Source organism: Acetobacterium sp. UBA5834, assembly GCF_002435675.1.
Classification (GTDB): domain Bacteria; phylum Bacillota; class Clostridia; order Eubacteriales; family Eubacteriaceae; genus Acetobacterium; species Acetobacterium wieringae.
Genome location: NZ_DJGY01000055.1, coordinates 52,084 through 75,670 on the forward strand (window position 1 = coordinate 52,084; position 23,587 = coordinate 75,670).

Sequence of the window (23,587 nt, forward strand, 5' to 3'; positions counted from 1 at the left end):
TGAGCAATACAATTATTTATACAGCTATTTGGATATTCATACTAAAACTATCAGGGCTTGGAAAATAGTTTTTTAAGTTTTTTTAAATTTTACCTCAGTTTTTCAATGGGATAATTAAAATAATTAAAAAGTTTAAGTGCGGGAACGCTTTGTAACCAGTTTTTATTAAGCATTTAAAGTGATTTATTCTTCTGACAAAAAGATCTATTGTTATTCATTGAAAACGTTTAATTTGCTTGAAAATTCGGATATAATGAGCTCAATAATTTTAGTGGAAAGGAGTTTTAGATGGATTCAATTGATATTGAAATCCTCAAGCTACTGCAAAAAAATGCCAGAGTAACGGCTTCAGAAATAGCGAATGAAGTCAGCCTGTCCGTTCCGGCAGTTAGCGAACGCATCAAAAAATTAGATTCTTCCGGCATCATTCAACAGTACACCATCATTATTTCAACGCAGCGAATGAACAAAAACCTGGTTGCCTATATGTTCATATCGCTTAAGCATCCCAACTATATTGAGGGATTTATCGAATTGGTGAAAAAGGAACATGAAATTATCGAATGTGATTATCTGGCCGGAGATTATGATTATTTAATTAAAATTATTACCAAAGATACCCAAAGTCTGGAAGCGGTGCTCAATCGCATTAAAACAGTTCCCGGGGTACAAAAAACAAAAACGATTGTAACCCTATCAACTGTTAAGAATACATACTCCATTCTTCCGACTGAAGATGCGGATGTGTAACGATTTAAAAACTCAGATCACAAATTTATATTAAAAAAACAGGAGGTTTTTATCATGATTGTAGGTATTCCAAAAGAAATTAAGAACAATGAGTCTCGTGTATCCGTCACACCGGCAGGTGTTCATGCCCTGGTTAAAAGTGGCCATAAGGTGCTTGTTGAAACCAATGCTGGCTTTGAAAGCGGTATCGCCGATAGCGAATATGCAGCTGAAGGGGCCGTCATTCTGCAACAGGCCAAAGAAGTATTTGATCAATCCGATATCATTGTAAAAGTAAAAGAACCGATCGAGTCTGAATATGAACTGATGAAAGAAGGACAGACCCTATTTACCTATCTACATCTTGCTCCAAACCTGCCTTTAACCGATATACTAATGAAGAAAAAAATCACCGGGATTGCCTATGAAACCGTTCAATTACCGGATCGCTCCCTGCCATTACTGATTCCCATGAGTGAAGTGGCCGGTAGAATGTCAGTTCAAGTTGGCGCAACTATGCTGCAGCGCTATCACGGTGGCGTAGGGATGTTGTTAGGTGGTGTTACTGGCGTATTACCCGCCGAAGTCATGATTATTGGAGCCGGTACTGTCGGGATGAATGCAGCCAAAATGGCCGTTGGTCTGGGCGCTCATGTGACCGTTATTGATATCAGCAAACCCAGATTAACCTATGTGGATGATGTTTTTAATGGTCGTGTTTCCACATTAATCAGCAATCCTTACAACATGGCGGAACTGACCAAAAAATCAGATTTACTGATCAGTGGGGTTCTGGTTGCTGGAGAAAAAGCACCTAAACTGGTTACTGAAGAGATGGTAAAAAACATGAAAAAGGGCTCGGTAATTGTTGATGTCGCCATTGATCAGGGCGGATCAGTCGAAACCATTGACCACAGCACCACCCATGATAATCCTTGTTTTGAAAAACATGGCGTGATCCATTACTCCGTTGCTAACATGCCTGGCGCTGTTCCCCGAACATCGACTTATGCTCTGACCGGTTCGACGCTACCTTATTTACTGGATATTGTCAACAAAGGACCAGAAGCGGCCATGAAAGAAGACCAGGCCTTGTTGTTAGGCTTAAACACCTACAAGGGACACGTTACCTGTAAGGGTGTCGCCGAAGGTTTAAATAAAGAATACGTACCAGCCGAAGATTTACTGTAGAACGGGATAGCCGCTTTAGACTTAAATAACGGCAATATCAATTTTGGCATCAGAAATAAAACGAAAAAACATGACATAAAATTTAGCTCATTGGAACAGACAATAAGGGTGACACTGTTACTGGTAATGGTGAAGCCCTTATTTAAGAAAATTCCAGATACGATGTAATCGATAACAAGCTTATAAATTTTAAGGGGGCAATATGAGTTTTTCGGATATCATTTCAGCTGTAAATAATTTTGTGTGGGGACCCGTTATGCTGGCACTGCTAATGGGAACCGGTATTTTTTTAACGGTGCGTTTAAAGTTTAAGCCATGGCTCAACCTGGGTTATGCACTAAAATCGGTTTTTGCCAAACAGGACAAGACCCATAGTGATGACTCGGGCGATATTTCACCGTTTCAATCGCTGATGACGGCGCTGGCAGCCACTATCGGTACCGGGAATATTGTTGGGGTGGCTACGGCAATGGTACTGGGGGGGCCAGGCGCTCTGGTGTGGATGTGGATTTCAGCGTTGTTTGGATTATCGACTAAATATGCTGAAAGTGTTCTGGCGGTTAAGTACCGGGAAACCAATGCCAAAGGTGAAATGGCTGGCGGTCCGATGTACGCCATGAAAAATGGTTTTAAGAACAAAAAAATTGGTTTAACCCTGGCCTTTTTGTTTTCCTTGTTTGCCACGGTGGCATCCTTTGGAATCGGTAATATGACTCAGGCCAATTCCATTGCCGGAGCCGTCAATGGAACCTTTGGGGTACCAACCTGGATCACCGGCCTGATTTTGATGGCATTGGCATTTATGGTTATCCTTGGTGGGATTAAGAGCATCGGTCGGGTATCCGGGGTCATTGTCCCATTTATGGCCGTTTTTTATGTACTGGCTGCCATTCTTGTCATTATCATTAATTATCAAAATGTCCCAGCAGGTATTGCTGAAATCTTTACCATGGCCTTTTCACCGACAGCAATGGCTGGTGGTGTTGGCGGTACCATTATTGCAACGATGCTGACAGCCATGCGTTGGGGAGTTGCCCGGGGTGTCTTCTCCAATGAAGCTGGTTTAGGGTCGGCACCAATCGCTGCGGCTGCCGCCAAAACCGATCATCCCTCACGACAAGGTTATATCAATATGACCGGAACCTTTTTTGATACCATCGTGGTTTGTACCATTACCGGTCTGGTAATTGCTTCATCCGGGGCGCTCGGGACATTGGATGCCAGTGGTGAAATTTTAATGGGCGCCAATCTGACCATTGCTGCCTTCCAATCAGCACTGGGGCCAGTTGGCGGCTATATTGTTACCGTTGGAATTACCCTGTTTGCCTTTTCAACCATATTGGGTTGGGAATATTATGGCGAAAAGTCCTTGGAGTATTTAATCAAAGCACCAATTGCGGTAACGATTTATCGGGTTCTCTATTGCCTGGTCGTTTTTGTTGGAGCCACGACGGCCTTGGAAATCGTCTGGAATTTATCGGATGCGATGAACGGCATGATGGCCATTCCCAATTTAATCAGTCTGCTCGTCTTAAGCAGTGTGGTTGCCAAGGAATGTTTTGAGTTTCAGACTGATTTTTTAATACCAGAGAAATTGGCCTTTAAAGAAGCTAAAAAGAAATAGTGAGTCAAGAGCAATTAAAAATTTAGAAAAAGTTATCAATTCACAAAAATTACTGTTGATGAACTGTTAATAAAGATTTTAACAGTTCATCCGCAGCCAATTATTGCGAAGAATTAATTTGTGAGGATAAAAGTTTTCGAATACACAATACTATCCACTTAAAAGAGATACAAACGATAAAAAGGTTAACATTAATCGTTTTCGGGCTAATAAACAAAAAAACGCTGCAAAATTCCGGCAAAAAATTACCTGTATTAAAGTGTATACACTCAAAAACTAATATGATATAATTTCATAGATAAAATTTTGCTATTTAAACCATCAATAAAAACACTTTGTTTTAATTTCAAGGAGGAAAATCATGCCTAAAAAAATGATGACAATGGATGGAAATACAGCAGCTGCTCATGTTGCCTATGCGTTTACTGAGGTTGCAGCTATTTTTCCAATTACCCCTTCATCCCCAATGGCCGAATATGCGGACGTTTGGGCTTCTCAGGGACGAAAAAATATTTTTGGTGAAACTGTCAAAGTTTCAGAAATGCAATCAGAAGGTGGTGCCGCTGGTGCGGTTCACGGTTCGCTGGCAGCTGGTGCCTTAACCACCACCTTTACTGCATCCCAGGGACTTTTACTGATGATCCCGAATATGTATAAAATTGCTGGCGAATTGTTGCCTGGCGTTTTTCATGTTACCGCCCGTACGTTGGCAGCCCAAGCTTTGTCTATTTTTGGTGATCATGGCGATGTTATGGCTTGTCGTCAAACTGGTTTTGCCTTGTTGGCATCCGGTGGTGTCCAGGAAGTAATGGATCTGGCTGCGATTGCTCATCTGGCTGCCATTAAAAGCCGGGTGCCATTTATGCACTTCTTTGATGGTTTCAGAACGTCACATGAGATTCAAAAGATTGAAGTGATCGATTATGATGTCTTTAAAAAGCTGGCCGATTTTGAAGCGATTCAAGAATTCAGAAACCGGGCCTTAAATCCCGAACACCCAGTAACTCGAGGAACCGCTCAGAATCCGGATATTTTCTTCCAGGCGAGAGAGGCTTGTAATCCGTTCTATGATAAGGTTCCAGAAATTGTTGCTGATTATATGGAAAAAATATCGGCTGAAACCGGTCGGGAATACCACTTATTTGATTATTATGGTGCTGACGATGCCGAAAATATCATCGTTGCAATGGGTTCGGTAACCGATACGATTGAAGAAACGATCGATTATTTATTGAAACAGGGCGAAAAAATCGGCTTGATCAAGGTTCGTTTATTCAGACCGTTTGCGCCGGAATATTTACTAAAAGTATTGCCAAAAACCGTTAAGAAAATTGCCGTACTGGATCGTACCAAAGAACCAGGTTCATTAGGCGAGCCTTTATACCAAGATATCTGCACCGTCTTCTATGGCAAAGAATTCCAACCACTGATTGTTGGTGGTCGCTATGGACTCAGCTCAAAAGATACCACTCCTGCGCAAATTAAAGCCGTTTATGATAATTTAAAACTGGCACAGCCAAAAGATAAATTTACCATCGGGATTGTTGATGATGTCACCCACACCAATCTGGAACTGGGTGAAAATCTCCATACTGTTCCCGAAGGCACCAAAGGCTGTAAATTCTGGGGTCTGGGATCTGACGGAACCGTTGGGGCTAATAAATCAGCCATTAAAATTATTGGGGATCATACCGATTTATATGCTCAAGGTTACTTCTCCTATGATAGTAAAAAATCTGGTGGGGTTACCGTTTCTCACCTGCGGTTTGGAAAAAAACCGATTAAGTCAACTTACTTAATTGTAAATTCTGACTTTGTTTCCTGCTCGACCCAAGCCTATGTTCACCAATATGACCTGTTAAAAGGATTGAAAAAAGGCGGAACCTTCCTGCTTAATACAGTCTGGGATGTTGCCGAATTGGATGAAAAATTACCAGCGTCATTAAAAAAATACATCGCTGATAATGACATTAATTTCTATATTATCAATGCGACTAAAATTGCGGAAGAAATTGGGCTGGGCCGTCGTACCAACATGATTATGCAATCAGCGTTCTTTAAACTGGCCGACATTATTCCAATTGAAGATGCGGTTGCCTTCTCTAAAGCGGGAATTCAAAAATCTTACGGTAAAAAAGGTCAAAAAATTGTTGATATGAACAATGCTGCTGTTGATCAGGGGATTGATGCGCTGGTTAAAGTCGATGTTCCGGCTGCCTGGAAAGAACTTAAAGCTGACGAAGCAACTGAAGAAAATGTACCAGAATTCATCACAAAGATTTTACGTCCGATCAACCGATTGGAAGGTGATGATATTCCGGTATCAACCTTTACTGGCGTGGAAGACGGAACCTTTATGTCTGGTTCTTCAGCCTACGAAAAACGGGGTATCGCTGTTAATGTGCCAAAATGGATTCCTGAAAACTGTATCCAGTGTAATCAGTGTTCATTTGTCTGCCCACATGCTGCCATCCGTCCGGTGTTAGTGGATGCTGGTGAAAAAGCGGCAGCGCCAGAAGGCTTTACCACTGTTAAAGCGACCGGAAAACAATTTGATGGCTTAGAGTACCGAATCCAGGTCAGCACCCTTGATTGTACTGGTTGCGGTAACTGTCAGGATGCTTGTCCGGCTAAAACCAAAGCCCTGGAAATGGAACCAATCGATACGCAGGCAGATCAAATCCCAATGTGGAACTATGCGACCACGGTTACGATTAAAGATAACCTGATGAATAAGGCGACTGTTAAAGGCAGCCAGTTCTGTCAGCCATTGCTTGAGTTCTCCGGAGCCTGTGCCGGTTGTGGTGAAACACCATACATTAAAACCATTACCCAATTGTTTGGGGATCGCATGCTGGTTGCCAATGCTACCGGTTGTTCATCAATCTGGGGAGCATCGTCACCTTCTACACCTTACTGCAAAAATGCCGCAGGAAAAGGACCAGCCTGGGCCAACTCTTTATTTGAAGACAATGCCGAGTATGGTTTCGGGATGATGCTGGCAACTGAAAAAATGGCTGATACCATTGAAAACTATCTAAAAGAAATCATTGCTGGCGATGCTCCAGAAGCTGTTAAAACAGCAGCGCAAGCCTGGATTGACAGTAGAAAAGATGCGGAAGCTTCCAAAATTGCCTCAGCTAAACTGGTTGAAGTCTTAACTGCTTATACACCAAGCGAAGCACTGGCAACCTATGCCAAGTTTATTCTGGACAATCAGTCATACCTGATCAAAAAATCCCAATGGATTTTTGGTGGCGATGGCTGGGCTTACGATATCGGATATGGCGGACTGGATCATGTTTTAGCGTCACGCAAAAACATCAACGTATTCGTACTGGATACCGAAATCTACTCCAACACCGGTGGTCAGGCTTCTAAGTCAACACCAACCGCAGCAGTGGCACAATTCGCCTCCGCTGGTGAACGAATCAAGAAAAAAGACCTTGGTATGATGGCGGCAACCTACGGTTATGTTTATGTTGCTCAGGTAGCCATGGGCGCAGACAAAAATCAATTTATGAAAGCCCTTCAGGAAGCTGAAGCCTATGATGGTCCATCACTAATCATTGCGTATGCGCCTTGTATCAACCATGGTATCAAAGGTGGTATGAGCCGTACCCAAACCCATGAAGCATTTGCTGTGGAATCGGGATACTGGCATCTGTACCGATTCAATCCAACCCTGAAAGAAGAGGGTAAAAATCCATTTATCCTTGATTCCAAAGAACCGGATATGGATAAATTCACCGAATTCCTGGATTCAGAAGTTCGATACACCTCATTAAAACTGACCTTCCCGGAAGTTTCAGCAACTCTTTATGATAAAGCAAAAGAAGAAGCAATGGAACGTTACCAAGGTTACAAACAAAAAGCAGAAATGTAATTAAATTTTTGACACGAGAGACCCGCAGGGTTTTTCGTGTCGATCATAAAAAAGCTCCCGTGGGCAATCCCAGGGGAGCTTTTTTATTGGACTTACCACAAATTGTCGATCGGAAAAGGAACACTATTTGCACTTTTGTGGGGATGGGTGCCGTCTGATAAATCCGTCCAGATCATCTTCCGGGTTATGGACAGTGAGTTCCATTTTGTCCAGATCAAAATCAAAATCGAAGGTTGTGTCTGATTTTAATTCTTCCAGGACATCCATGATTAATTGACCATCTGCGACATCTTTCATACTGAGAACTGCTTTGCCATGATCATCAAAATCGGCAGCTTTTACTTGTTCATGAATGGCTTCGATAATACGTTTCTTTTCCATAAGAACACCTCTTTCTAATATTATTGTGATTAATTTTTTTATTACCCAAATAATCAACTATTATCCATCGATAACAATTTTTTAAAAAATTAATGAAACTTTATTTTTGTTTAAATATAAAAATAAAGGATATTAAAACAAGGAGAATTGCATTTTACTTAGAATAGAGATAATAGACCCTTAAAAAGTCAAGACTTTAATTTTACAAAAGGAAAAAACAAATGACGACTTACTATTCCGAAGAAGTGATCCAATCTGTCATCGACGCCAATGATATTGTGGATGTGACTTCGGGTTACATGACCTTAAAGAGGGTGGGCAATTCATTCAAAGGAAAATGTCCGTTTCATAATGAAAAAACAGCGTCTTTCACGGTATCCCGGGAAAAACAGCTGTATCATTGTTTTGGCTGTGGAGCCGGAGGCAATGTGATTACCTTTATTATGGAAATGGAAAAATTACCGTTCATGGATGCCCTCAAATTTCTGGCCGCTCGGGTAAATATGGTTTTGCCGGAAAAACAGAATCAACAGGAAGACCATCAGGCCTATGAAAAAAAGAAGCGGCTCTATGAATTGCATCGGCAGACTGCAAACTACTATTATAAAATTTTAAAAACGACACCATCTGCCCGGGAATATCTAAGTCAGCGCAGCATCTCTCAGGAAACCATCCGCGAATTTGGGTTAGGTTATGCCAGTGAGGACTGGAGCCGATTGACCGATTTTCTGGTGACTAAAGGCTTTACCCTGACGGAAATGCTGGATTCGGGTCTGGTTCTGGCCTCGGAAAGCAAACGACATTATGATCGCTTCCGCGATCGGATTATGTTCCCGATTGTTAACCCCCGGGGACAGATTGTTGGGTTTGGCGGTCGTTTGATGACAACCGGACAAAATGGGCCCAAATACCTAAACTCCCCCGAAACCCCAATTTTTTCCAAAAGTTATGAGCTTTATAATCTCAATCATTGTAAGAACTTTTTGGATGACGGGCAGATCGTGATTGTGGAAGGTTACATGGACGTGATCTCTTTATATGAAAAAGGGATCAAAAATACCGTAGCAGCATTGGGAACGGCCTTTACCCCATTTCATGGAAAAATTCTGGAGCGCTATGCCAATGAAGTGATCATTGCCTTTGATGGCGACAGTGCAGGGAAATCGGCAACAGAAAAAGCCATGAATATCTTGAAAAAGACCAGCTTAAATGTTAAAATATTAAACTTGCCGAGCAATGAGGATCCAGATTCCTTTGTCCAAAAATATGGTCAACAGGGATTTTTGGATGCGGTCGCCAAGGCCTTAACCATCGTTGAATATGAATTGGGATTACTAAAAAAACACAATGATCTTTCTCAAACCGATGGACGGCTCCGCTATGGCAATGAAGCAATTAACGTACTAAAGCAGCTGGAGACATCACTGGAAGTTGATTACTACAGCAAAATGGTGGCTGGTGAAACAGGAATTAATCAGGAAGTGATAAGACGCGAGGTCATGCGCTCAAAAAAACGGCCGGATAATCCAGTTCAACTGGTTGAATCGACCCATAATGTGGTAACGCCACAAAAAATTCCCAGGGCCTACCAAAATGCTCAGGAAGTGGTGATTCGCTACTGTTTAAAAAACCCGGAAATTATCGATGACGTTCCGATTGACTTTCTGACCGACTCGTTCTATCAGGAACTGATCAGCGTTCTTTTAGAAAAGCGGAAAACCGGCAGCCGGATTGAAGTTAATCAGATGATGTCACATTTTGAAGATTCCAAAGAAGTTAAAAAATTAGTTGAGTTCATGATGAACGAGGATGAAGTCTCCCGGTCAGATTATCACGATGCTTTGGAAATAATGAATCGATTTTATAATGAAGCTCAACTCGACCGACTTTCCGAACAAATTAAGCGGGAGTCAACGACTGGTAATGACGATGAGGTGGCACGGCTCACCAATCAACTCATAGAGATTAAGAAAATGATGAAAGAAAACGGGAGGCACTAAAATGAAACTCGAGAAAGTAAAAACCGACGATGTGATCATCGATATTGACGACGACATCATTGAAATCGAAAAAGTCGCCATTGAGCTGATGCCGGAGGTGCAGCAGCTGTTAAAGCGGGGGAAATCAAAAGGAAATTTAAATAACCACGATTTTGAAGAAATTTTGGATAAGGCGGATCTTGACCCTGAAGAAATTGATTCAATCTATTTGTATCTGCAAAAAGAAGGGATCGAAATCGCTTTTACCGATCTCGAACTGGAAGCCCTGGAAGCGGCGGAACTTGAGGAAGAGAACCAGAAAGAACTTGAACTGGCAGATTCAGTCAGTGTCAATGATCCGGTTCGTTTATACTTAAAAGAAATCGGGAAGGTACCCTTACTGACCGGCGATGAAGAAATGGAACTGGCTCGCCGCATGGAAGCAGGCGATGAGATGGCCAAGAAAGAATTGGCTGAAGCCAACCTGCGACTGGTCGTCAGTATCGCCAAGCGTTATGTGGGCCGGGGTATGTCGTTTCTCGATCTGATTCAGGAAGGAAACCTCGGCTTGATCAAGGCGGTTGAGAAATTTGATTATACCAAGGGTTTTAAATTCAGTACCTATGCTACCTGGTGGATTCGCCAGGCGATTACCCGGGCCATTGCCGATCAGGCCAGAACGATCCGAATCCCGGTACACATGGTCGAGACCATCAATAAATTGATCCGGGTTTCCCGGCAATTGCTGCAGGAATACGGGCGGGAACCAACCCCCGCAGAAATCGGCAAGGAAATGGGTTTTTCTGAAGAAAAAGTTCGGGAAATTCAGAAAATTGCTCAGGATCCGGTTTCTTTGGAAACCCCGATTGGGGAAGAAGAAGACAGCCATTTGGGTGATTTTATTCCCGATGAAGAGGCCCCGGCACCAGCTGAAGCGGCATCCTATGCACTGCTGAAAGAACAGCTGATTGAAGTGTTAAATACCCTGACCGAACGTGAAGAAAAGGTGCTGCGATTACGTTTTGGTCTCGATGATGGTCGGGCTCGAACACTTGAAGAAGTCGGCAAAGAGTTTAACGTCACCCGGGAACGGATCCGACAGATTGAAGCCAAGGCGCTGCGTAAACTCAGACACCCCAGCCGCAGCAAGAAATTGAAGGATTACTTAACCTAAAATGAAGATTAAATTAAGTCCAAGGCTTGAGGTGATTGCCGGTTGTGTGACCGGGGCCTGCTCGATGGCGGATATTGGCACCGATCATGGTTACCTGCCAGCGTACCTGGTAGAAAACAAGGGTGTTTGCAGGGCCATCGCCAGCGACATTAACCAGCAACCACTGAAAAAAGCTCAAAAAATTATCGACGCCCAACAATTACAAAAACAGATCGAGACCCGACTTGGTTCGGGTCTTTCTGTGCTTAAACCTGGCGAGGTTGAGGTTGTTGTTATGGCAGGGATGGGGGGGCTCCTGATCCGGGATCTGCTAAAAGCCCAGCCAGCTGTTGCCAGAGCGGCAAAAAAACTGGTTTTGCAGCCAATGAATAATCAGGCAGTGTTACGAAGATATCTGGAAACAGCGGGGTTTTTAATTACCCGGGAAGAGCTGGCTCGGGAAGGCGATCGGGTTTATGAGATCATTGTGGCCGAGCCGGGAGCGATGATTGTTACCACCCCATTGGAATATGAATTGGGTTTTGAGTATTATAGGCATCAGCATCCTTTGCTGGGTGCTCTGATCGACCGAAAAATATTTTTGGAACAACAGATTGTAACCAGTACCCGGGGAAGAACCACGGCGGTGGCGGCCAAGCAATTTCAGGAAAGTAGTAGGTTTATCGAAAAACTGAATGAGGTGAAAAAATGTCTGTCAAACTAAATCAAATCATCCAGACCATTGAAGCCCTGGCCCCGGAAAGACTGGCTGAAAGCTGGGATAACGTCGGCCTTCAGGTCGGATCGCGGCAACAGTGTATTAACCGGATTCTGTTGACCCTGGATGTTACGGCTGATGTAGTTGATGAAGCGGTTGTAAAAAAAGCCGATCTGATTATCGCCCATCACCCATTTATTTTTAATGGCTTAAAAACCGTATCCTGTGACGGCGAAAAAGGCCAAATGATTGCCCAATTGATTATAAATGACGTCGCTGTTTATGTGGCCCATACCAATTTGGATAAGGCCGCCAAGGGGCTTAACCACTATTTGGCCGAGATTATCGGCCTTGAAAAGATTAAAACTCTGGAACCCTCAAATCCGACGAGGTATTATAAACTGGTCGTCTTTACGCCGGTGGAAGCCAGTCATAAAATCATCGAGGTATTAGGTAAAAACGGTGCCGGGGCCATCGGTGATTACGATTATTGCACCTATCGATCCTCCGGAACCGGTACTTTTCGCCCGAAGGAAGGCGCCAAACCATTTATTGGGGCGGTAGATAAGATGACCAGCGTTTCGGAAGATCGGATTGAAGCCATTGTAGCGGCGCCTGAATTAAAGAATCTGATTGCGGCCCTAAAAAGAAATCATCCCTACGAAGCGATGGCCTATGATGTGATCCCGCTGGAAAATGGGGATTTAATGAATGAAAACGGACTCGGAAAAATTGGGATATTAAGTCAGCCTATCGGAGCCGTCGATTTTATTACCGAAATAAAAAAACGGTTGGATCTCCCCACTTTAAGAGGGGCCGGTAAGGTTCCGGAGATTGTTCGTCGGGTGGCTATCTGTTCCGGCGCTGGAGCGGATATGATTGGTCTGGCCAAAGCCAAAAGAGCCGATGTGCTAATCACCGGGGATCTCAAACATCACGACGGGCAACGGGCTCTGGAAAACAACATCTGGGTGCTGGATGCTGGTCATTACGGCACTGAGAAATGGGTAACCGACTGTCTTAAACAAATGCTGACAGCCGGTTTGGAGGACGCCTGCCCGGAAATGATTGTTGCGGAGTCGTCCCGGGATTTTATTGTGAATTATTAGAGGGTATAGCAAAAAAGGCTTGAAATTTGCGCAAGGACAGTGTATACTATAGTGATTTAGTAAATCAGATAGTCGCACCCGGAGTAATCCGGTTGAGGAAAGTCCGAGCTCCACAGAGCAGGGTGCCGGGTAACACCCGGTGGAGGCGACTCTAAGGCAAGTGCAACAGAAAGTATACCGCCAGCAATGGTAAGGATGAAAGGGTGAGGTAAGAGCTCACCAGCGGTGTGGTAACACATCGGCTATGTAAACCCCACCTGGAGCAAGACCAAGAACGGACTGTAAAAGACGGCTGCTCGTCGTTGTCCTATGGTAGGTCGCTAGAATTTATTGGTAACAATAAATCGAGATAGATGACTATTTAAACAGAACTCGGCTTATAGATTTAGTAAATCACAAATGTAAGTTAAGACTATTGCAGAACTCTGCAATAGTCTTTTTGCGTTTTTTGACCTGGGATTGTATAATGAGAGTAAAGTTTTCAGTGGGAGAATACCATGAAGAAAAAAGAAGCCATCGAAAAAATGATCCATAATAGTTTAAAAATGAATAAACCGGTGATTGGGGTGGCGGTGGGGTCTGGTCTTTTTGCCAAGCAGGCGGTTAAGGGCGGGGCTGATTTGTTGCTGACCCTGAGTGCTGGTCGCTTTCGTTCGGCGGGCATTCCGTCGATTGGATGCATGATGCCATTTTCCAACAGCAATGAGTTGGTGTTCGATTTTTCCAGCCGGGAGATACTGCCAAAACTCAAAGATCGGGCCGTGATCTGTGGGATCAATGCCACTGACCCCAATTACACTCATCAGGAATTGATTCAAAAAGTCCGGGATCTGGGTTTTAGCGGCGTCAATAATTTTCCTACCGTGGGATTGATTGACGGGCAATTCCGGGAATGGTTGGAGGAGAAGGGCCTGGGTTATGACCAGGAAATCGAATTTATGACAAAGGCAGTGGCCGCTAACCTCTTTACCATTGCTTTTGTTTTTAATGAGATCCAGGCTCGGGCCATGACCCGGGCAGGGGTAGATGTTGTCTGTGCCCATTTTGGTTGGACCCGGGGTGGTGAGAAATCCGGCAAGGTTTTTTCCACCATCAATGAATGCCTGGAAATGACAGAAGCAATTTTTGCGGCCGTCGATGAGATTAATCCCCGCACCTATAAGATGATTTATGGAGGGCCCATCAATTCACCGGAGGATGCCTATTATTTTTATAAAAACTCCCAGACTATCGGTTATATTGGAGGCTCCAGCTTTGAGCGGATTCCCACTGAACTGGCGATTTCGGAAACGACCGACAAGTTTAAAAATTATTATAAATTAAAACAGGAAAATAAGCATTTAAAGAAAGAACTGCTGAAAAAGCGGGGATTTGATGAGATTGTCGGGCAAAGTGTAATCATGCAGGATATGTATGAACTGATCAATAAGGTGGCCGACAAGGATGTTAATGTGCTAATTCAGGGAGAAAGCGGAACCGGTAAAGAGCTGGTGGCCAAGGCATTGCATTTTAACAGTAAACGTTGTCTGGGTCCGCTGATCAAGGTGAATTGCGCCGCTTTGCCACCAAATTTATTGGAAAGTGAGTTGTTTGGCCATGAAAAGGGGGCCTTTACCGGGGCCGATAAACGGCGGCTGGGGAAATTTGAACTGGCCAATAATGGCACCCTGTTTCTGGATGAGATTGGGGAAATGGATGTCGATCTCCAGGCGAAGGTGCTGCGGATTATTCAGCAACAGGAGTTTGAACGGGTTGGCGGCGAAAAAACTATTTTTGTCGATGTGCGAATTGTCTGTGCCACCAATGTCGATATTAAACAGGCGGTGGCTGACAATCATTTCCGGGAGGATCTTTACTATCGGCTGAATGTGGTGGAAATTAACACCCCACCGTTACGGCGGCATACCGAGGACATTCCATTACTTTGCAATCGCTTTTTGGACGAATTCAAAATAAAGTATCAGCTGGAAGAGAAGCGACTGGCCCCGGATGCCATGGCCTATCTGATGGAATGTCCCTGGCCGGGCAATGTTCGTGAACTCAAACATGTACTGGAGCGGGCGGTGATCCTCAGTGAAGGCAAATACATAAGGCGGGATGACATGGTGGTGGAAGAATTGCACAAACCAAAATCCGGAAGCAAACCCCAGTCGCTTGAAGTTCATGGGCCGGAGATGCTGTTAACCAGCAAGGAACATCTGGAAAGTAATTATATTCGGGAAATTCTTAAAGCCTGCCAATGGAACCGCACCGAAGCAGCCCAACGAATCGGTATTTCCCGACGAACCCTTTACAATAAAATCATGAAATACCATTTATCCACAGAATCGGAAGGCGCCGATTAAATGACTGGGCAATATTTACTCAATTTGAGAAAATATTGCCCAGTTGATATTTTTCTGGGAAATCACTTGCCCATTGATTCATTTTTAATGGCGGCAACAGCGGATTTGAGCGTTTTAATTTTTGGCATAAACCTTGCGTATTTAATAAATTTAAATAATTTATTAAATTCAAAGCGACTTAATAAAATGAGATTTGTTCGCAGTAATAACAAGTCAAATAAGTTAAGTAAAAAATCACAAGGGGGGCATGGAATGAAAAATGTGTTAATCGTCGGAACCTTTGATACCAAGGGTCATGAATTCCAGTTTATTAAGGAATTGATTGAAAAGCAGGGCTTAAGTACCACCACGATCAACTGTGGGGTGATGGGCGAGCCGTTATTTGAGCCGGATATCACCAGTGAAGCGGTTGCTATCGCCGGGGGATCATCTCTTGATGAGTTGCAACAGCAACATGATCGCGGCTTGGGTATTGACGTGATGATGGCCGGGGCTGCAAAAATTACCAGAGAGCTGTATGACCAGGGTAAGGTTGACGGCGTCATCAGTCTGGGGGGATCAGCCGGAACCACTATTGGTACCTTTGCGATGCGAAGTTTGCCGGTAGGTGTGCCGAAGATTATGGTTTCTACCGTGGCTTCAGGCGATACCCGTCCCTATGTTGGTGAAAAAGATATCACAATGATGTATTCAGTGGTCGATATTTCCGGGATCAACAGCATCTCCAATCATATTCTGGCCAATGCCGCCAATGCCATCGCCGGGATGGCCAGTTTTGATATTCCTGAGCTTAAGGAAGAAAAACCCTTGCTGGCAGCCACCATGTTTGGGGTTACGACGCCTTGTGTTACCACGGCCAGAGAATATCTGGAAGATCAGGGCTATGAGGTGCTGGTATTTCATGCCACCGGTGCCGGCGGGATGGCTATGGAAAGTCTGATTGAAGCGGGCTTTATCAAAGGCGTATTTGATGCCACAACCACCGAGTGGTGTGATGAGGTAGCTGGCGGGGTCTTCACAGCGGGGCCAACCCGACTGGAAGCGGCTGCCAAGGCGGGAATCCCCGAGGTCGTTTCGGTGGGGGCACTCGATATGGTCAATTTTGGGGCCATTGAAACCGTTCCTGAAAAATATAAAGATCGTAACCTCTATAAACATAATGCCAGCGTTACCCTGATGCGAACCACCGTAGACGAGTGTTCTCAGATGGGCAAAATCATTGCCAGCAAGTTAAATATGGCCACCGGCCCGGTTGCTTTGTTTCTTCCGCTAAAAGGAGTTTCTGCCATTGACGTGGAAGGCGCACCGTTCTATGGTCCGGAAGAAGATGCCGAACTGTTTGCCCAATTGCGGGCCAACATCGACGATCAAGTCGAACTGGTGGAAATGGATACCGATATCAACGACGAAGCCTTTGCTCTGGCAATGGCAGAGAAACTGATTACGATGATTGAAAAAAAGAACGCATAAAGGAGAAACTAACATGGCAATAAAACGAGAAGAAGTATTAAGACGGCTAAGAGAACAGGAAGCTAACGGAATTTCGGTGGTTGGCGCTGGAGCAGGAACTGGGATTTCGGCCAAATGCGCTGAAGCTGGTGGTGTTGATCTGATTATTATCTACAATTCCGGCCGGTATCGGATGGCTGGCCGGGGTTCTTTAGCCGGGCTGTTATCTTATGGCGATGCCAATGCCATTGTTATGGACATGGCCCGAGAAGTAGTAACGATTGTAAAAGATACGCCAGTTCTGGCCGGGGTCTGCGGCACCGATCCGTTTAGAGATATGGAGATGTTTTTAAAACAGGTTAAAGAAGCCGGCTTTTCCGGCGTGCAGAATTTCCCGACCGTCGGCTTAATTGATGGTGTCTTCCGTCAAAACCTGGAAGAAACCAATATGGGCTATGATCTGGAAGTGGAGATGATCAGGAAAGCCCATGAGTTGGATCTGGTCACGACTCCCTATGTTTTTAATGTCGAAGAGGCCGAAAAAATGGCCAAAGCTGGTGCCGATGTACTGGTTGCCCATATGGGACTGACCACCAAAGGGAGCATCGGGGCCGGAACTGCAAAAACCCTGGACGACTGTGTCAAGCTGACCCAGGAGATCTGTGACGCTGGCAAAGCCATTAATCCGGACATTATGGTCATTGTTCACGGTGGCCCGGTGGCTGAACCGGAAGATGCCAAGTATGTTCTTGATCGTACAACTGGCGTTTGCGGCTTCTTTGGCGCATCCAGCATCGAGCGTCTACCAACCGAAATTGCCATCACCAAACAGGTTAAGGATTTTAAAGACATCAAACTGTAAAATTAATTATAGGTAAAAGTAATTGACATTGATAAAAGAAAGCACATACTGTACATAAGCACATGATGTAACAATTGGTCGGTACGGTACTTATGCAATAAACCAGGCGTTGAATAAAAAGTAAATTCTTTTTATTCAACGCTTTTTGTTTTACACTTTCAAACTATTTGGTATAATGATACGAAATGAGTTGATGTCGGGAGAATGGATTTTGGACAACACAAAAAGCATGCTAAATTCGAATTCAGTTTTAACCATCGATTGCGGCACCCGAGGACTTCGGGGAATTATTTTTGATGAGACCGGTAATGAGTTGGCTAAAAGCGAAGAATTATTCAAGGGCTATTATTCGAAACATTTCCAATGGAAAGAAGCTGCGCCAGAAATGTTCTGGAAGGCCCTGGTTAAAGTGATTTCGGAGCTTAAGGAAAACGCACCGGCGCTGTTTTTGACCATTCGGGGAATGACGGTGTCTTGTCAGCGGGATGTGATCACGGTGGTGGATGAAAGTGGTGAGCCGCTGCGCAATTTTATCAGTTGGTTGGATCGCCGGGAATTAGCCGAACCGCTGCCCTATCCCTGGCCCTATGCGCTGCTCTTTAAATGTATTGGGTTTAGCACCTACGCCAAATCCTTCAGTCAAACTGCTCATGTCAACTGGATCAAGATGCAGGAACCGGAGATCTGGGCCCAAGCCTACAAGGTCGTTTTTCTTTCGACCTATTTTTTGAGTCGCTTGACTGGGAAACTAGCTGACAGTCGTTCCAACACTGCCGGTCATCTGCCCTTTGATACGAAAAAGAAACAGTGGTGTGGCAAGTATAACGTCAAAACGCAGATTCTTCAGGTTGAGCCGGAAAAATGCTATGAGCTGACCGACTCCTGCGAAATCATCGGATATCTGACGGCAACTGCCGCCGCAGTCACTGGCCTGCCAGTGGGTTTGCCGATTGTCGCTTCAGGGACGGATAAAGGCTGTGAAACTCTTGGTGTCGGGGCTTTGACACCGGAGGTCGCCAGTATTTCTTTGGGTACCCAATCAACGGTGGAGGTGACCACAAAAAAATATGTGGAGCTCTATCCCTTCTACCCTTCCTTTGCAGCGGTGGAAAATGACGCGTATAATCCCGAAGTGACTATTTATCACGGATTTTGGATGGTCGATTGGTATATCCGGGAATTTCTTGATCAGTCTGATCCCCAAGCGATTCATGAGGTTTTGGAGGGCTATCTGGAGACGACCCTGCCAGGAGCGGATGGCCTGGTTCATCAGCCCTATTGGGGTCGCGAAGCCTTTCGGCCGGAAGCCCGGGGGACCTTTATCGGCTTTAGCGAGGGTCATGACAAACGACATATTTACCGGGCCATCATCGAAGGACTGGGCTACGCCCTGCTGGAGGGGGTAAAACGGATTGAACGCAAAACAAAAGTTCCAATTCAGGCTGTCGGACTATCCGGCGGGGGCTCCCGCAGTGATGGGGTGGCTCAGATCATGGCCGATATTTTTAATCGGCCGGTGTACCGGGTTCAGACCTTTGAGACAACTGGTTTAGGCGCCGCCATCGCCACCTTTGTGGGCTTAAATCATTATCCGGATATTCACACTGCCAGTGCGGCGATGATTAGAAAATCCCGGGTTTTTGAACCCAACCCGGAAAATGCAATAATCTATACAGAAATTTATAGTAAATTATATAAGCAACTATATCGTCGGGTTAAACCCTTATATCAGTCGTATGATTAAATTCAGATGATCAAACGTTAAGAACCGACGGGTTAGAGAAGAGGTCATAAAATAAAATGAAAAGCAATTATAAAATGGGCATCGACATCGGCTCCACTACCATTAAGGTGGTGGTGATTGACACAAAAAACGAAATCATCTTTGAAGAATACCGGCGTCATTTGTCAAACATCAAGGTCACCATCATCAATCTCTTAAAAGAAACATATCAAAAACTGGGCGATTTACAGACCCGGGTTTGTGTCACCGGTTCCGGCGGGCTGATGATCTCGCAATGGCTGGGTATTCCCTTTGTTCAGGAAGTAGTCGCCAGTACGCTGGCGGTGGAACGGATTATTCCCAAAACTGACGTGGCCATTGAGCTGGGTGGTGAAGATGCCAAGATCACTTTTTTTTCCGGTACCATTGAACAGCGGATGAATGGTACCTGTGCCGGGGGCACCGGTGCCTTTGTCGATCAGATGGCAACGCTTTTAAAAACCGACGCTGAAGGACTCAACGAATTATCCAAAACCCACACCATGATTTATCCGATTGCCTCCCGCTGTGGGGTTTTTTCGAAAACCGATATCCAGCCGCTGATCAATGAAGGGGCAGAGAAAGCCGATATTGCCGCCTCTATTTTTCAGGCGGTGGTCAATCAAACAATCAGCGGCCTGGCCTGTGGTCATCCGATTCGTGGGAATGTGGCTTTTTTAGGGGGGCCACTCTATTTTCTCTCGGAACTGCGACAGCGCTTTATAAAAACCCTGAAACTGACTGAGGAGCAGATTATTTTTCCGGAAAAATCCAATCTCTTTGTTGCCATGGGGGCGGCTTATTCGGCAGAAAAAGAAGCGCCAATGAATTTTTCTGATCTGGTTGAAGCAGTGGAAAATCTTGATGCCGTATCAGAAAATGAAGTCGGTCGGCTGGCGCCGCTGTTTCGGTCACGGGAAGAATTGCAGCAGTTCAAAGAACGACATGATCACAACCAGGTTGCCAAAAAAAATTTGCAAGATCATTCGGGTTGCTGTTTTTTAGGAATCGATGTGGGTTCCACCACTACCAAGGCGGTTGTCATTAATGGTGACGGCGCTCTTTTGTACAGTTACTATGGTGGCAATGAGGGCAGTCCGCTGGCCCAGTCGATCAAAATTATCAAACAAATCTACGGCTTACTGCCAGCTGATGTCTATATCGGCAAGTCGACAGTGACCGGTTATGGTGAAAGTCTGATCAAAAAAGCCTTAAAAATCGATATCGGCGAAATTGAAACCATTGCCCACTATAAGGGAGCCAAATATTTTTGTCCCGAGGTTGATTTTATTCTCGACATCGGTGGTCAGGATATGAAGTGCATGAAGATTAAAAATGGTACCATTGACAGTATTATTCTGAATGAAGCTTGCTCATCGGGCTGTGGTTCATTTTTAGAAACCTTTGCCAAATCTCTGGATCTTGACATGCAGGCCTTTGTGGATGCTGCCTTGATGGCAGAAAACCCGGTGGATCTGGGCACCCGCTGTACTGTTTTTATGAATTCCAAGGTCAAGCAGTCCCAGAAAGAAGGGGCTGAAGTCGGAGACATCTCAGCCGGGCTGTCTTATTCGGTGATCAAGAATGCTTTGCAGAAGGTGATAAAAATTCATAACCCCAAAGAATTGGGTGAACATATCATTGTTCAGGGGGGGACCTTTAATAATCAGGCGGTGCTGCGGACTTTTGAAAAGATCACCGAAAAAGAGGTCATCCGTCCGGATATCGCGGGTCTGATGGGCGCCTTTGGTGCGGCTTTGATTGCCCGCGAGAATTATGTCGCCGGGGAACGCAGTAATCTTCTGGATTTGGAAGCGCTGGACGATTTTGCTGTGGAAGTCGGCCACAAACGTTGCGGCGGCTGCAGTAACAATTGTCTGCTGACGATTAACCGCTTTAACGACGGCAGTCGTCATATTACCGGAAACCGATGTGAGATTGGCGAAGGGAATGTTAAAAAGAATGCTGACCTGCCCAATCTCTATCAATACAAGTATCAGCGGATCTTTAATTACCCCTCGTTGCCTGAAGAGAGAGCACCCCGAGGCAGTATCGGGATCCCCCGGGTATTAAATCTCTATGAAAATTATCCCTTCTGGCATACCTTTTTTACCCATCTGGGCTATCGAGTGGTCTTATCGCCGGAATCCAATCGCAAGATTTACGAAAAAGGCATGGAGAGTATTCCCTCGGAGTCGGTCTGTTATCCGGCCAAACTGGCCCATGGCCATATTCAAGCGCTGTTGGATCAGGGCATTAGCCTAATTTTTTACCCCTGTATCCCCTATGAGGAAAAAGAATTTGAAGATGTTGATAACTGGTACAATTGCCCGATTGTCATGTCCTATCCGGAAACCATCAAACATAATCAGGATGATGTTCAGAAAGCTGGCATTACCTTCTTGAATCCGTTTTTGCCCTTTGACAATGATCGGCGCCTGGAAGAACGGCTGGCTGAAATTTTTGGCGACTATGGTATCAATCAGCAGGAAATTGCCGTTGCCATGAAGGCGGCCATTGCTGAGAAGGAAGCCTTCCGTCGGGACATGGAGAAAAAAGGGGAAGAGACCATTGCCTATTTAAAAGAAACCGGGCAAAAAGGTATTGTTTTGGCGGGTCGACCTTATCATATCGATCCGGAGGTCAATCATGGTCTGGATCATATCATTACCGGCCTGGACATGGCGGTACTTACCGAAGATGCCATTGCCCACCTCTATCATCCCAAAGCGGATGAGCGTTTCCGGGTACTGGATCAGTGGAAATACCACAGCCGCTTATATAAGGCGGCCGAGGTCGTCAACCAGCATGATTTTCTGGAGCTGGTGCAACTGACCTCCTTTGGCTGCGGACTGGATGCGGTGACCTCGGAGCAAACCCAGGAAATCCTGGAAAGTCATGGTAATATTTATACTCTGATTAAGATTGATGAGGTCAATAATCTGGGGGCCATCCGGATTCGGATGCGATCACTCAAAGCGGCGATGATTGAACGGGAGAAAAATAATATTGTGGTGGCACCAACCCCAATGAAACAGCGGGTGGTCTTTACCAAAGCGATGAAAAAGAAACATACCCTGCTGGCACCGCAGATGTCGCCAATTCACTTTGATTTTCTGGAAGAGGCGATGGAAAAATATGGCTATCATATTGAAGTCATGCCCAGTGTGGACAATGCCGCCATTGATGAAGGCTTAACCTATGTTAATAACGATGCCTGCTATCCCACCATTATTACCACCGGCCAGATTATGGCCGCCCTGAAATCGGGAAAATACGATCTTAATAATGTGTCGATATTAATGACTCAGACCGGGGGACCCTGCCGGGCCTCCAACTATGTGGCATTTATCAGAAAAGCCCTGGAATCAGCCGGGATGTCGCAAATTCCGGTTATTTCACTGAGTGCTATTGGTCTGGAAAAGAATCCCGGATTTAAACTCAGTCTGCCGCTGCTGACTCGGCTATTAGTTGGGATTGTTTACGGTGACTTGCTGCAACGGGTTGTCAGTGGCACCAGGCCCTATGAGCTCCATCCGGGATCAACCGAAGAATTGTACCAGCATTGGCGCAAAAAAATAAAAGCAGGCATGAAAAACGGAAATCTCCGGGATTTCAAAGAAAACGTCCGGGCGATTGTCAATGAATTTGATGCCCTGCCCCGAAGCGACAAAAAATTGCCCAAGGTGGCCATTGTCGGTGAAATTCTGGTGAAATACCATCCTACCGCCAACAATAACCTTCAGGCCGTGCTGGAAGCCGAAGGGGCCGAGGTGGTGATGCCAGACCTGATGGACTTTTTCCTCTACTGTTGTTACAACCAGGTCTTTAAATATGAAGAATTATCCGGTAAAAGGAAATCGATGAAGAGTGCCAAACTGATTATTCAGTTGCTGGAGTATTCCCGAAAAAATATGAAAAGTGCGCTGGAAGCAAGCACCCACTTTCATGTTCCCTCAACCATTGAGAAGAAAGCAAAAAAAGCCCAGGAACTGATTTCCCTGGGGAATCAGGGTGGAGAGGGCTGGTTTTTGACGGCGGAGATGATGGAGCTGATTGATGATGGGGTCGAAAACATTGTCTGTGTCCAGCCCTTTGCCTGTTTGCCCAATCATGTCATGGGAAAAGGAATGATCAAACCGATCCGTCAAAGATACCCACTGGCAAACATTGCCCCGATCGACTACGATCCCGGTGCCAGCGAAGTCAATCAACTGAACCGCATCAAACTGATGATGGAAACGGCCAAGCGGAATCTGGATCGGAAGAGTTAGCACTAAAAAAGAGAAAGACTGGCTTGATGGCCAGTCTTAATTTTTTGCAAAAAAAAAAGAACCGCTTCAGAAGAAACAGCTCGTTTTTCTAAATGAAAAAGGGGAGTAATTCATTTAGCGATAAA

At 45.0% G+C, this 23,587-nt stretch carries 14 protein-coding genes and 1 other RNA gene; 14 read left to right on the forward strand and 1 reads right to left on the reverse strand.

Translation table 11 applies throughout. The features are described 5' to 3' along the window. The first annotated feature begins 288 nt into the window (after window positions 1-288). The 4 genes from B3F51_RS11280 to nifJ all read left to right on the forward strand — a co-directional run bounded on the left by B3F51_RS11280 (window position 289) and on the right by nifJ (window position 7,430). On the forward strand, window positions 289-750 hold the full coding sequence (locus B3F51_RS11280) for an Lrp/AsnC family transcriptional regulator (RefSeq protein WP_286947160.1): 462 nt from the start codon (window positions 289-291) through the stop codon (window positions 748-750). A gap of 54 nt (window positions 751-804) precedes the next feature. After that, on the forward strand, window positions 805-1,920 hold the full coding sequence (ald, locus tag B3F51_RS11285; protein ID WP_286804976.1) for an alanine dehydrogenase: 1,116 nt from the start codon (window positions 805-807) through the stop codon (window positions 1,918-1,920). 202 nt (window positions 1,921-2,122) lie between these two features. Beyond that, on the forward strand, window positions 2,123-3,544 hold the full coding sequence (locus tag B3F51_RS11290) for an alanine/glycine:cation symporter family protein (RefSeq protein ID WP_286804977.1): 1,422 nt from the start codon (window positions 2,123-2,125) through the stop codon (window positions 3,542-3,544). A gap of 361 nt (window positions 3,545-3,905) precedes the next feature. Beyond that, window positions 3,906-7,430, forward strand: coding sequence for a pyruvate:ferredoxin (flavodoxin) oxidoreductase (nifJ, locus tag B3F51_RS11295; RefSeq protein ID WP_286947164.1), 3,525 nt, complete (start codon window positions 3,906-3,908; stop codon window positions 7,428-7,430). Window positions 7,431-7,553: 123 nt separating this feature from the next. On the opposite strand, the gene B3F51_RS11300 is transcribed toward nifJ, so the two are convergent. Next, on the reverse strand, window positions 7,554-7,811 hold the full coding sequence (locus tag B3F51_RS11300) for a hypothetical protein (protein WP_070370174.1): 258 nt from the start codon (window positions 7,809-7,811) through the stop codon (window positions 7,554-7,556). 221 nt (window positions 7,812-8,032) lie between these two features. Between B3F51_RS11300 and dnaG the strand changes: the two genes are divergently transcribed. The 10 genes from dnaG (at window position 8,033) to B3F51_RS11350 (ending at window position 23,462) form a co-directional block, all read left to right on the forward strand. Beyond that, window positions 8,033-9,811, forward strand: a complete 1,779-nt coding sequence (gene dnaG, locus B3F51_RS11305) for a DNA primase (RefSeq protein ID WP_286947166.1) — start codon at window positions 8,033-8,035, stop codon at window positions 9,809-9,811. An 88-nt stretch (window positions 9,812-9,899) separates the two neighbouring features. Further along, window positions 9,900-10,964, forward strand: a complete 1,065-nt coding sequence (gene rpoD, locus B3F51_RS11310) for an RNA polymerase sigma factor RpoD (protein WP_148637578.1) — start codon at window positions 9,900-9,902, stop codon at window positions 10,962-10,964. Between the two features lies 1 nt (window position 10,965). After that, the gene (locus tag B3F51_RS11315) at window positions 10,966-11,667 is read left to right on the forward strand and encodes a tRNA (adenine(22)-N(1))-methyltransferase (RefSeq protein WP_250935146.1); all 702 of its coding nucleotides are present in this window, start codon (window positions 10,966-10,968) and stop codon (window positions 11,665-11,667) included. Then, window positions 11,652-12,770 carry a Nif3-like dinuclear metal center hexameric protein gene (locus tag B3F51_RS11320; RefSeq protein ID WP_286947167.1) on the forward strand — a complete coding sequence of 373 codons (1,119 nt, stop codon included), beginning with the start codon at window positions 11,652-11,654 and terminating at the stop codon, window positions 12,768-12,770. The genes B3F51_RS11315 and B3F51_RS11320 overlap by 16 nt, the downstream gene beginning before the upstream one ends. 56 nt (window positions 12,771-12,826) lie before the next feature. Further along, window positions 12,827-13,166, forward strand: an RNA gene (gene rnpB, locus B3F51_RS11325) — RNase P RNA component class A. A 101-nt stretch (window positions 13,167-13,267) separates the two neighbouring features. After that, on the forward strand, window positions 13,268-15,115 hold the full coding sequence (locus tag B3F51_RS11330; RefSeq protein ID WP_286947168.1) for a phosphoenolpyruvate hydrolase family protein: 1,848 nt from the start codon (window positions 13,268-13,270) through the stop codon (window positions 15,113-15,115). Between the two features lie 252 nt (window positions 15,116-15,367). After that, complete coding sequence (locus B3F51_RS11335) at window positions 15,368-16,585, forward strand: Tm-1-like ATP-binding domain-containing protein (RefSeq protein ID WP_070370179.1); 1,218 nt, start codon at window positions 15,368-15,370, stop codon at window positions 16,583-16,585. Window positions 16,586-16,598: 13 nt separating this feature from the next. Then, a complete protein-coding gene (locus B3F51_RS11340; RefSeq protein ID WP_070370180.1) occupies window positions 16,599-17,426 on the forward strand; it encodes a phosphoenolpyruvate hydrolase family protein in 828 nt (275 codons plus the stop codon). Between the two features lie 211 nt (window positions 17,427-17,637). After that, a complete protein-coding gene (locus tag B3F51_RS11345) occupies window positions 17,638-19,170 on the forward strand; it encodes an FGGY-family carbohydrate kinase (protein ID WP_286947169.1) in 1,533 nt (510 codons plus the stop codon). 56 nt (window positions 19,171-19,226) lie between these two features. After that, the gene (locus B3F51_RS11350) at window positions 19,227-23,462 is read left to right on the forward strand and encodes a 2-hydroxyacyl-CoA dehydratase (RefSeq protein ID WP_286947170.1); all 4,236 of its coding nucleotides are present in this window, start codon (window positions 19,227-19,229) and stop codon (window positions 23,460-23,462) included. The last annotated feature ends 125 nt before the right edge of the window (window positions 23,463-23,587 follow it).